This window comes from Kitasatospora sp. NPDC058243 (assembly GCF_042882025.1).
Classification (GTDB): domain Bacteria; phylum Actinomycetota; class Actinomycetes; order Streptomycetales; family Streptomycetaceae; genus Kitasatospora.
This window is the reverse complement of the sequence record NZ_JBHVWW010000063.1, coordinates 1-12,126: the sequence shown is the minus strand read 5'-3', so window position 1 is coordinate 12,126 and position 12,126 is coordinate 1. Positions and strand designations below refer to the sequence as shown.

Annotated in this window: 7 protein-coding genes and 1 pseudogene; 6 read left to right on the top strand and 2 right to left on the bottom strand. The window is 74.8% G+C overall.

The features are described 5' to 3' along the window. The first annotated feature begins 387 nt into the window (after positions 1–387). Together ACFVX9_RS31035 and ACFVX9_RS31030 are read left to right on the top strand one after the other, a co-directional pair. Complete coding sequence (locus ACFVX9_RS31035; RefSeq protein WP_363378780.1) at positions 388–549, top strand: hypothetical protein; 162 nt, start codon at positions 388–390, stop codon at positions 547–549. Positions 550–824: 275 nt separating this feature from the next. Then, a complete protein-coding gene (locus ACFVX9_RS31030; RefSeq protein WP_380380434.1) occupies positions 825–4,160 on the top strand; it encodes a S8 family serine peptidase in 3,336 nt (1,111 codons plus the stop codon). Between the two features lie 139 nt (positions 4,161–4,299). On the opposite strand, the gene ACFVX9_RS31025 is transcribed toward ACFVX9_RS31030, so the two are convergent. Further along, a complete protein-coding gene (locus ACFVX9_RS31025) occupies positions 4,300–6,783 on the bottom strand; it encodes a YfhO family protein (RefSeq protein WP_387984701.1) in 2,484 nt (827 codons plus the stop codon). Positions 6,784–6,924: 141 nt separating this feature from the next. Between ACFVX9_RS31025 and ACFVX9_RS31020 the strand changes: the two genes are divergently transcribed. From ACFVX9_RS31020 to cimA, 4 genes are all read left to right on the top strand, one after another. Continuing rightward, a complete protein-coding gene (locus ACFVX9_RS31020) occupies positions 6,925–7,542 on the top strand; it encodes a Uma2 family endonuclease (RefSeq protein WP_387984699.1) in 618 nt (205 codons plus the stop codon). A 9-nt stretch (positions 7,543–7,551) separates the two neighbouring features. After that, positions 7,552–8,589, top strand: a complete 1,038-nt coding sequence (locus ACFVX9_RS31015; RefSeq protein ID WP_063347723.1) for a 3-isopropylmalate dehydrogenase — start codon at positions 7,552–7,554, stop codon at positions 8,587–8,589. 246 nt (positions 8,590–8,835) lie between these two features. Continuing rightward, a complete protein-coding gene (locus tag ACFVX9_RS31010) occupies positions 8,836–9,948 on the top strand; it encodes a branched-chain amino acid aminotransferase (RefSeq protein WP_063347722.1) in 1,113 nt (370 codons plus the stop codon). Between the two features lie 378 nt (positions 9,949–10,326). Next, the gene (gene cimA, locus ACFVX9_RS31005; RefSeq protein WP_380380428.1) at positions 10,327–11,943 is read left to right on the top strand and encodes a citramalate synthase; all 1,617 of its coding nucleotides are present in this window, start codon (positions 10,327–10,329) and stop codon (positions 11,941–11,943) included. A gap of 91 nt (positions 11,944–12,034) precedes the next feature. On the opposite strand, the pseudogene ACFVX9_RS31000 reads toward cimA, so the two are convergent. Beyond that, positions 12,035–12,126, bottom strand: a pseudogene (locus tag ACFVX9_RS31000) (ATP-binding protein); the annotation flags it as partial.

Genomic DNA, 12,126 nt, shown 5'->3' with positions numbered 1-12,126 from the left:
GGACCGGCGCGCCCGGGCGCGATGGCGCCCGCCGGCTCGGCGTGGGTGAGGTGACGCGTCTAGCCGGCGGGAGGGTTCTGGGGCTTTTTTCTCTCCCCCCCCTCCCCCTCCCCCTTTCTTGCCTCTCCTCCCCTTGTCCGTTCCCCCCCTGCCCCCCGCTGCGTTCCCCCGGGCGGCGCCCGTCTCAGATACTAGGAAATCCAAGTATTCGTGCAGACACGGCCCGGGCCCGGTCGTACCGTGGAAGGGCGATACGGCGTGCCGACCCTGTAGACAGGGCGTTCGGCCCGTGTCCGCGTGCGCCTTCACGGGCAGGCGATCCCTGCCCCCGCGCGTACCCCTCCCCTCCCGCGCCCTCTTCGGGGCGCCGCTTCCAAGGAGCCCGGTATGCCCCTCACCGCCGACCGCCACGCCACTGCCACCCCCGCCGCCACCCCCGTCCGCGCCCCGCGCCGGCGCCGGGCCGCCGAGCGGAACCCCTTCGCCGCCGCCGCGCTGCAGCGGGCGCTGGACCGCCGCGACAACGGCGGCTCGACCGGGCACCTCTGACGGGAACCCCTGGCGGGCCTGTCTGTCAGGGGTCGTCGGACGGCCCTCCTCGGGGGGCTTCTCCGACCCGGCCGTTCATCCGCCGAATAGGCCGCTCGGGCTGCCGTCAGGTCACCCGGTCGAGTGCAACCGGCGTCCGTCCGAGGGAAGTTGCTCGCGCTCGCCGGCGCGATCATCCTAATTTGGGGCCCCCGGAAGGGTGATCGACGTTCGCGCGGGCGGGCGTCAGCGACACGGTGTGCGGATCAGTCCCCCTGCCGGGGGGAGAGGGCCCAGTGCGCCTGCCATCCGTCCGCCGACCCATCACCCGGATCGGCCTCACCCTGGCCGTGCTGGCCGGGAGCGCGGCGCTCGCCGCCACCCCGGCCTCCGGCGGGCCCCCGACGGAGCCGTCGAGGGCCGGCCGAACGGCCACCGTCCTGCTCGAACTCGGCACCGAGCCGGCCGGCCCCGCCTGGCGGCGCGCCGCCGACGGGGCCCGGCGGGCCCAGCGCTCCCCGGAAGCCGCCCGCCGGGAGGCCGCCGACGCCGGCGCCGCCCAGCGCGCCAAGGCCGGCGAAGCCCTCGACCGGCTCGCCGCGGCCGTCCACCGGGCGGCGCCCACCGCCGGCGAGCTCTACCGCACCCGCACCCTGCTCACCGGCCTCGCCGTCAACGCGCCCGCCGACCGGCTGCCCGCCCTGCGCGCGCTGCCCGGCGTCCGGGCCGTCCACCCGATCGTCCGCAAACAGCGGGACAACGCCTACTCCGTCCCGCTGATCGGCGCCCCGCAGGTCTGGGCCGGCGCCACCGGCGACGGCAACACCGGCCAAGGGGTGCGGATCGGCATCATCGACAGCGGCATCGACTACACCCACGCCGACTTCGGCGGCCCCGGCACCGAGGCCGCCTTCCGCTCCGTCGAACGCGGCAAGCCGGCCCCGCCCGAGCTGTTCCCCAACGCCAAGGTGATCGGCGGCAAGGACCTGGTCGGCGACGACTACAACCCCGACCCGTCCTCCCCCCACCACCAGCCCGTCCCGCACCCCAGTGACAACCCGATCGACTGCGACCGCAACGGGCACGGCACCCACGTCGCCGGCACCGCCGCCGGCTACGGCGTCACCGCCGACGGTCACCCGTACACCGGCCCCTACCGGCCCGGACTCGACCCCGCCGGGTTCAAGGTCGGCCCCGGCGCCGCCCCCGGCGCCCAGCTGTACGCGATCCGGGTCTTCGGCTGCGACGGCTCCACCGACCGGCTCGCCCAGGCGCTCGACCTCGCCGCCGACCCCAACGGCGACGGTGACCTCGGCGACCGCCTCGACGTCGTCAACCTCTCCCTCGGCAGCCGCTTCGGCAACCCCGACGACACCGACGCCCTCGCCGTCGACCGGCTCGCCGCCCTCGGCACCGTCGTGGTCGCCGCCGCCGGCAACGACGGCGACGTCTACGGCATCGGCGGCAGCCCCGGCACCGCCGCCCGGGCCATCGCCGTCGCCGCCTCCGTCGACCCGCACAGCGACACCGACGGCCTCACCGTGCTCGCCCCCGCCAGCCTGGCCGGCGTCGTCCCGGCCCACTGGAGCGAGCGCTACCAGGGCTGGTCCAGCGCCGACGTCAGCGGCCAACTCGCCCTGCCCGCCGACCAGTCCGACGGCTGCGCCGCCTACAGCGAAGCCGACCGGCAGCGGCTCGCCGGAAAGATCGCCGTCCTCACCTGGCGCACCCGCGACACCGAACGGGCCTGCAACTCCGGCCCCCGCGCCGACCACGCCGCCGACGCCGGTGCGATCGGCGCCCTCTACGCCGCCGACACCGACCACCTCGCCGAGATCTCCGGCAACGACCGCATCCCGGCCGCCCTGCTCGCCCACGCCGACGGCGAACGGCTCCGGCAGGCCGCCGCGGCCGGGCCGGTCGAGGTCCGCCTCGCCGCCCCCGGCAACCCGCTGCACGGCTCCGTCTCCCAGAACCAGCCCGCCCGCACCGACACCCTCACCGACTTCTCCTCCCGCGGCATCGGCGTCCCCGGCATCGTCAAACCCGACCTCGCCGCCCCCGGCGAGACCATCTGGTCCGCCCTCGTCGGCACCGGCAGCGGCGGCCAGCGCGAGGACGGCACCTCGATGGCCACCCCGCACATCACCGGCCTCGCCGCCCTCGTCCGCGCCGCCCACCCCGACTGGCCGGTCGAACAGCTCAAGGCCGCGCTCATGAACACCGCCGTCGACACCTGGCTCGGCGACGACCACGGCGGACCGGTCTACGGCCCCGAGCGCACCGGCGCCGGCCGCGCCCAGGTCGACCGGGCCGTCCACACCCCCGTCGTCGCCTACGCGGCCGGCGACGGAGCGGCCGAAGGAAGCGTCGGCGTCTCCTACGGGCCGGTCGAGATCGCCGGGCCGACCGCCCTCGGCCGCGACATCGAGGTGCGCAACCACGCGGACCGTCCGCTGAGCTACCGCACCGGCTACGCGGCCGCCACCGAACTGCCCGGCGCCACCTTCGAGGTGACGCCGGACCAGGTCGACGTCCCGGCCGGCGGCACCGCTCGGGTGCACGTCACCCTCGCCGTCCCCGGGGAGCTGGGCCGCGCCCCCGACCCCACCATCGACACCGTGCAGGACGGCAAGGCCCGCAGCTACCGCGCCGAACTCTCCGGCCGCGTCCTGCTCACCCCCGTCACCGACCCGGCCCTGCCCCAACTGCGCGTCCCCGTCCTCGCCGCCCCGCGCCCGGCCACCGACCTCACCGCCACCGCCGCCGCCCGCACCACCCGGGACGGCACCGTCCTGATGCTCGGCGGCAGCGCCGCCCCCGGCAACCGGCCCGGACTCGTCACCGCCCTCACCCTCGGCGGCGAAGGCACCCGCTGGGCCGACTGCCCGCCCGACAGCGAAGCCGCCGTCGGGCCCGGGGCCGGCATCCGGCCCGACGACGACGCCGAGCCGGCCGACCCCCCGCAGGACGTCTGCGTCCAGCACCCCGGCGACCGGGCCGCCAACCTGCGGGTCGTCGGTGCCGCCACCGGCTCCGACCTGCTCTACGTGGGCGCCCAGCTCTGGGCCCCGGCCGCCACCCCGGTCGGGCTCTACGGCGTCCGGGTCTCCCTGGACACCGACGGCGACGGCACCACCGACGTCATCCTCGAAGCAGACCGGCTGCGCAACAGCGACGTCCTCGTCTCCCGCGCCCTGGACGCCCGAACCGGCGCCGAACTCGACGTCCAGCCGCTCAACGGCCACTGGGGCGACACCGACACCGCCCTGCTGGACGGCGACGCCGTCGTCCTCCCCGTCCGGCTGAGCGCCCTCCCGGGCGTCCGGGAAGGCCACAGCACCATCCACTACGGCGTCTGGACCAGCACCGTCGCCCCCGGCACACCCGACCCGGCCGAGTCCTACTCCGCCATCGGCCTGCGCGGCACCCGCCCCGTCCTGGCCCTCGACGTCCTGCACCCCGCCGTCGACATCCGCGCCGGCCTCGGCGGCCCCGCGGCCCTCGCCACCCCGGTCCGGCCCGGCACCGTCCTCGACATCCGCCGCACCCCCGGCGACACCTCCCGCCTGCTCCTGCTCCACCACCTCAACCCCGCCGCCCACCGGAGCCAGGTGATCAGCCTCCCCTGACCGCACCCGTCCGAGGGGCGGCCCGCCGACCTGGCGGGCCGCCCCTCGCGCGTTGTGCCGCGCCTCGGTGGCGCGGGCCCACTTGCGGTGCCACCGGCGGTCGGCCGTGCCCGGCCCGGCCGCCTCAGGCCCGGCCGCCTCAGCCTCGGTCGGCGGCCTGGGCGGCGAGCCGGCGGGTGCGGCGGGGGGCGCGGGTCGGGCGGCGGGAGAAGCGGGTGAAGACGGCGACCAGGGCGAGGGCGGCGGCAGTGGCGGAGCAGACGGTGAGGCCCTCGGTGAGACCGGGCGGGCGGAAGGAGCAGGCGATGCGGTCGGCGCCGGCGCCGAGCGGTACGCCGATCATGCCCAGGACGGGCGTCGGCGGGACGTACCGGCCGCCGCCCGCCGCGCAGGTCCAGCCCTCGGCGGCCGGGACGGACAGCAGCGCGGTGCCGGTGGAGCCGGCCGGGAGGGTCGCGGCGAGGGTGTGCCCGCCGGCCGTCACGCCGGTCGCGCCGGTGGCGGTGAGACGGGCGACGGCGGCGTCCAGGGCGCCGGGCCGCAGACAGCCGATCGGACGGGCCGGGACCTGGCCGACCGTGTCGGAGCGCAGGGTCACCCGGACCGTCCCGTCGGCGGGGACCGGCCCCAGCCGGTGGATCGCGACGGCCGTGGTGGGCTGTTCGCCGTCGCTGCGGTAGGTGGTGCCGAGGCCGCTGACCGTGCCCCGGTACCAGACGCCGTGGAAGTAGGCCGTGCCGCCGGGGGTGCAGGCCGCGGTGAGGACGGTGCCCTCGGCGCCGCCGGGCAGCGACCAGCCGCTGGTGCCGTGCAGGGTGGGCGGCGGGCCGCCGGCCGGGACGGGCAGCGGGGCCTCGTACACCCGGCTGCCGAGCAGTGACTCCTGCCGGGACCAGACCGAGGAGGTGTCCGGCCGGGCGCCGGGCGGCAGCACGGTGACCAGCGGCGGTGCGGCGGCCCGTCCGGGGGTGAAGCCGGCCGGGGGCGGCCCGTCGTCGAGGTGGGCGCGGACGGCGAACAGGGCCTGCCCGACCGGGTCGGTGACGCTGGCGGTCTGCCGCCCGCCCGCCGTCCAGCCCGCGCCGAGGTCGTGCAGCAGCAGGGCGGCGACGGTCGGCAGGTAGCCGCTGAAGTAGCCGCCGCCCTGGCCGTCGAGCAGCAGCGGATCGTTGGTGGTGAAGGCGTGCGGGCCGGGGTCGCTGCGGCCCCGGGGCCAGTCGGCGCCGTCGCGCACCGCCGCGTACCCGGCCCGGACGGCGGCGGGGGAGGCGGGGTCGGCCGGGGCGGCGGCGAGCGCCGCGTACCCGGACCAGACGGCGTTGCCGAGCACCACGCCGGCCAGCACCCAGGTCGCCAGGGCGGTGGCCCGGCGGTCGGTGTGCCGGCGGTCGAGGGTCCGGAGCGCGGCGAGCAGGACGACCCCGCCGACGGCCAGCAGCGTCCAGGTGGAGGCGCGGACCGAGTGCCGGCCCGCCGCCAGCGCGGCGATCACCGCGACCACGGCGGCGCCGCCCAGCAGGGTCGGCCGGTCCGGCCGGTGCGCCAGCGACACCCAGCCCGCCAGCACCAGCAGGCCGCTGAGCACGAACGCGACCCGGTACGGCCCACCGGCCGGGATCGCCAGACCGTGCCAGACCAGCACGGTCGGGGTCCAGACGAAGCTGAGCACCACCAGCACCAGCGCCCCGCACCAGACCGCCCGCTCCCGTACCCGCACCCGCCGGTTGAACGGCAGCCCGCACACCAGCAGCAGCCCCAGCAGGCCGATCGCGACGTCCGGCAGCGGCCGCCCGCCGTGGGTGGCGGGCAGCAACTGCGCGAGGTGCCCGCCGAGCCCGGACGGGCCGAGCGGCTGCACCGGGGACTCCGGCTGGGCGCCGTGCGCGGCCCGGACGGCGACGAACAGCACGGGCGAGGCGAGCAGGACACCGGTGGTGGCCATGGTGAAGGCCCGCCCGGTGACCCGGACCCGCTGGCGCAACGGCCGCGGGGTGGCGAACAGGCGGACGGCCAGCAGCAGCCCGGCCATCAGGGTGGCCAGCGCGGCGGTGTACAGGTTGCCGGCCCAGGCGAGGGTGACGCACAGCGAGCCGGCCACCCAGCGCCGCTCGCGCAGGCACCAGTCGGCGGCCAGGCCGAGCAGCGGCAGCGAGACCAGGCCCCAGAGCCACATCGGCGCCGCCCCACCGACGTCGAGCACCCAGGCGCAGAGCCCGTACCCGATGGCGGCGAGCGCCCGCAGCCAGTGCGGGCCGGCGTGCAGCCGGCCGAGCAGGTGGGCCATCAGGGCGGTGCCGAGGCCGATGGTGGCGAGGGTGACCAGGAGGAGCGCGAGCCGGCCCTGGTCGCGGGGGAGGAGGGCGGTCGGCCAGGAGAACGGGTTCATCAGGTAGGCGAAGAAGTCGGCGAGGAACGGGACGCCGTAGCCGCTGTTCCAGTTGAACAGGAGGTCCCCGGCGGCCCGCCCGTGCAGCAGGTCCCACAGGTGGGCGTGGTACGGCAGGGCGGCCTCGCCCGCCCCCGTCGGCCACACCCCGCGCAGCCCCACCGCGAGCGCGTACCCGCCCACCGCCAGCCCGGCCGCACTCCCGCAGACCAGCACCTCCCGCCGCCGCACGCCCATCTGCTGCTCGACCCCGTTTCCGCGAGGGATTGCCGGACCCCGCCACCCTAAGCGCGCCCCCCGCGCGGATCAGGCCCCCCGCGCTCCCTCGAAGGGGTGATGAGGTGGCAGCCCGGCGGATCGGCCTGCGACGGTGCCCCGGTGGAAAGGGAACTCGACCTTGCGATGCCGGAGTGGCTGCGCCCTCCGGCTACCGGCTACACCGCGGACGACCTGGATCGGCTACGGGATCTCCCGCCCCACACCGAGTTGCTCTTCGGTGGCCTGGTCTTCTCCGCCCGTCAGACAACGTTCCATGCCCGGACGACCAGCAGGCTGGATCAGCAACTGGCCGACCAGGTGCCGGACGGTTGGGAGGTCTGCTGCCGGATGGGGTTGAAGCTCGACACCCGTAACCGGCCGGAGCCCGATGTCATGGTCGTCGATGCCCGAGCGGACACCGGGCCCGATCAGACGTTCTGGCTGGCCCGGGATGTTCTGTTGGCCGTGGAAGTGGTCGAGGAGGCATCGGCGGAGCGGGACCGCGACGTCAAGCCGCGCAAGTACGCCGCTGCCGGGATCCGCTACTTCTGGCGTGTCGAGCGCGAGCGGTGTGAACCGGTGGTTCACGCCTACGAGTTGGATGAGGCTGCCGGCGATTACGTTCAGAGCGGGACTTTCCCTGGCAGCCTGACGGTTCAGCGGCCGTTTCCGTTGACGGTCACCCTGACCCGTCCGGATGGTGGACGCCGGGTGTCAGCCCCTGGGACACCGGAGTAGGGTCCGAGCATGTCTCGCACGATTCGTCTCGCAGTTGTCCCGGGTGACGGCATCGGCCAGGAAGTGGTGGCCGAAGGTCTCAAGGTCCTGGGTGCCGTGCTTCCCGCCGAGGTGAAGCTGGAGACCACCGAGTACGACCTCGGCGCCCGGCGCTACCACCGGACCGGGGAGACCCTGCCGGACAGCGTGCTGGCCGAGCTGAAGTCGCACGACGCGATCCTGCTGGGCGCCATCGGCGACCCGAGCGTGCCGTCGGGCGTGCTGGAGCGGGGGCTGCTGCTGAAGCTGCGGTTCGCCTTCGACCACCACATCAACCTGCGTCCGGGCCGCCTGTTCCCCGGGGTGAAGTCCCCGCTGGCCGGTGAGCCGACCATCGACTTCGTGGTGGTCCGCGAGGGCACCGAGGGCCCGTACGTCGGCAACGGCGGCTCGCTGCGCACCGGGACGCCGCAGGAGGTGGCGACCGAGGTCAGCCTGAACACCGCGTTCGGCATCGAGCGCGTGGTGCGCGACGCCTACCGCCGGGCCCAGGCGCGTCCGCGCAAGAAGCTGACGCTGGTGCACAAGAACAACGTGCTGGTGCACGCCGGGCACCTGTGGTCGCGGATCTTCGCGGAGGTCGGCCGGGAGTTCCCGGAGGTGACCACCGACTACCTGCACGTCGACGCGGCGACGATCTTCTTCGTCACCCAGCCGGAGCGCTTCGACGTCATCGTCACCGACAACCTGTTCGGCGACATCCTGACCGACCTGGCCGCCGCCGTCACCGGCGGGATCGGCCTGGCCGCGAGCGGCAACATCAACCCGGGCGGCGAGTTCCCGTCGATGTTCGAGCCGGTGCACGGTTCGGCGCCGGACATCGCGGGCCAGGGCAAGGCCGACCCGACGGCCACCGTGCTGTCGGTCGCCATGCTGCTGGAGCACCTGGGCTTCGCCGCCGAGGCCGCCCGGGTGGAGGCCGCCGTCGCGGCGGACCTGGCCGAGCGCACCGGCACCCGCAGCACCTCCGCGGTCGGCGACGCGCTGGTCACCCGAGTAGCCGGCTGACGGGCCGGATCCGCTTGACGGACTCCGGCCCACGGGCCGGGGCCGACAACGGTCGCGGCCCGGCGGGCCGCACCACATAACCGCAGCTTGCAGCTCCCCAAGGAGCGGGCAGCTGTTCGGCACGGCCCTCTGGATGCGAGTATCGACAGTGGGTCGTGCCGTTGTGCGTTCGTTCCGGTGCTGGTTGGCCGCGGCGGGCACCCGGCGGTGGCGGCCCGGACCTACCCCACGGTGAAGGAAACAGCCATGAGCACGCCCACCCAGGCGCCCATCACGTTCGACCTCAAGCCTTCCGCCCACCCGCTGCCCACCGCGGAGCGCGAGGCCCGGCTGATCAACCCCGGCTTCGGCCGGGTCTTCACCGACCACATGGTCACCATCCGTTGGACCGAGGGCGTGGGCTGGCACGACGCCCAGCTGGCGCCGTACGCGCCGCTGGAGGTCGACCCGGCGAACATGACCCTGCACTACGGCCAGTCGATCTTCGAGGGCCTGAAGGCCTACCGCCAGGCCGACGGCTCCATCGCGACCTTCCGTCCGGAGGCCAACGCGGCCCGCTTCCAGGCCTCGGCCCGCCGGCTGGCGATGCCGGAGCTGCCGGTGGAGACCTTCGTCGAGGCCGTCGAGCTGCTGGTCCAGCAGGACCAGGGGTGGGTGCCGAACGAGCCCGAGCAGAGCCTGTACCTGCGTCCGTTCATGTTCGCCACCGAGGTCGGTCTGGGTGTCCGCCCGGCCAACTCCTACCTGTTCATGATCATCGCCTCGCCGGCCGGCGCCTACTTCCCGGGCGGCGTCAAGCCGGTCTCGGTGTGGCTGTCCAAGGAGTACGTCCGGGCCGCTCCCGGTGGCACCGGCGCCGCCAAGTGCGCCGGCAACTACGCCGCTTCGCTGATCGCCCAGGCCCAGGCCGCCGAGAAGGGCTGCGACCAGGTCGTCTGGCTCGACGCCGCCGAGCACCGGTGGATCGAGGAGATGGGCGGCATGAACCTGTACTTCGTCTTCGGCGAGGGCAAGGACGCGAAGATCGTCACCCCCGAGCTGTCCGGCGCCCTGCTGCCCGGCATCACCCGCGACTCGCTGCTCCAGCTCGCCGCCGACCTCGGCTACGCCGTCGAGGAGCGGAAGATCTCCACCGACGAGTGGCAGCAGGCCAACGCGGACGGCACCCTCACCGAGGTGTTCGCCTGCGGCACCGCCGCCGTCATCACCCCGGTCGGCTCGGTCAAGTCGGCCGCCGCCGACTGGACGGTCGGCGCCGGCGAGCCCGGCCCGACCACCATGGAGCTGCGCCGGGCCCTGCTGGCCATCCAGGGCGGCCAGACCCCCGACACCCACGGCTGGCTGCACAAGATCGTCTGAGGCGGCACCCGCTCCGGCCTGCCCTGTTCCGCATCGCGAGACGGGCGGGCCGGATGCCGGGACGTGTGCCAGACTGCGAGCGTGTCCTCGCTGTCGCTGATGATTAGCAGCAGGCGCGCCGGTCCGCAGTGACCGCTCCCGCAGGACCCGATGCGGAGCGACCACCAGCGTCCAGACCCGCGCGCAGACCTCTCGCACCCGCGAGGGGTTTTTTCGTTTTTCGGGCACCGCCCCGATGAACACAGCCTCCGGACCGGCCGAGAGCCCCCACAAGGGGCTCGGGGACACCGGAGCCGCGCGCGGGATGCTGGACAGTGGAGCCGGGACTCGCAATCCGGCAGAGCAGTACGAACCTCCCCGAACGGAGAACCAGGGGTCATGACCGAGGTCAGCCGTACCGACGACAGTTTCCACGTGTTCGACACCACCCTGCGCGACGGTGCGCAGCGGGAGGGCATCAACCTGACGGTGGCGGACAAGCTGGCCATCGCGCGGTACCTGGACGAGTTCGGGGTGGGCTTCATCGAGGGCGGCTGGCCGGGGGCCAACCCGCGCGACACCGAGTTCTTCGCCCGGGCCGCCGCCGAACTGGACCTCCGGCACGCCCGGCTGGTCGCCTTCGGCGCCACCCGCCGGGCCGGCGGCAAGGCCGCGGAGGACCCGCAGCTGGCCGCGCTGGTCGCCTCGGGCGCCCCGGTCGTCACCCTCGTCGCCAAGGCGCACGACCGGCACGTGGAGCTGGCGCTGCGCACCACCCTCGACGAGAACCTGGAGATGGTCCGGGACAGCGTCGAGTTCCTGCGCGCGCAGGGGCGGCGGGTGTTCATCGACTGCGAGCACTTCTTCGACGGCTACCGGGCGAACCGCGAGTACGCGCTGGCCGTGGTCCGCACCGCGCACCAGGCGGGCGCGGACGTGGTGGTGCTGTGCGACACCAACGGCGGGATGCTGCCGGCCGGCGTGCGGGAGACCGTCGCCGACGTCCTCGCCGTCACCGGTGCCCGGCTGGGCATCCACGCCCAGGACGACACCGGCTGCGCGGTGGCCAACACGCTGGCCGCGGTGGACGCCGGCGCCACCCACGTCCAGTGCACCGCCAACGGCTACGGCGAGCGGGTCGGCAACGCCAACCTGTTCCCGGTGGTCGGCGCGCTGGAGATCAAGTACGACCGGCGGGTGCTCCCCGAGGGGCGGCTCGCCGAGATGACCAGGCTGTCGCACGCGATCGCCGAGGTGGTCAACCTGACCCCCTCCACCCACCAGCCGTACGTCGGCTACTCGGCCTTCGCGCACAAGGCGGGCCTGCACGCCTCCGCAATCAAGGTCGACCCTGACCTGTACCAGCACATCGACCCGGAGCGGGTCGGCAACACCATGCGGATGCTGGTCTCCGACATGGCGGGCCGCGCCTCGGTCGAGCTCAAGGGCAAGGAGCTCGGCTACGACCTGTCCAGCGACCGGGACCTGGCCGGCCGGGTGGTGGCCAAGGTGAAGGAGCAGGAGAACCTCGGCTACACCTACGAGTCCGCCGACGCCTCCTTCGAGCTGCTGCTGCGCGACGAGGTGCGCGGCGGCCGGGAGCGCTTCTACACCCTGGAGTCCTGGCGGACCATCAGCGAGCAGGGCCCGAACGGGTTCACCGGCAACGAGGCGACGGTGAAGCTGTGGGCGAAGGGGGAGCGCCGGATCGCCACCGGCGAGGGCAACGGCCCGGTGAACGCGCTGGACCAGGCGCTGCGCACCGCGCTGGAGGGGATCTACCCGCCGCTGGCCCGGTTCGAGTTGGTGGACTACAAGGTCCGCATCCTGGAGGGCCAGCACGGCACCGGCTCCAAGACCCGGGTGCTGATCGAGTCCACCGACGGCACGTCCACCTGGTCGACCGTCGGGGTGGCCGACAACGTGGTGGCCGCCTCCTGGCTGGCGTTGGAGGACGCCTACACCTACGGGCTGATCCGGGCCGGCCTGGAGCCCACCGACCAGACCGCCGAGTAGCTCACCGGGCAGCCCGCCGGGCGACCCGCCGCGGCCGCGGCCCGCAGACCTCCGAACGAAGGTCCGTGGGCCGCGGCCGCGGCCGTGTCCGTCATCGGAGTCGGGCGAGGAGGGCGTGTTCGACGAGGGTGATGAGGGCGCTCTTGGCGCTGTCGCGGCGGCGGGCGTCGAGGGTGACGACGG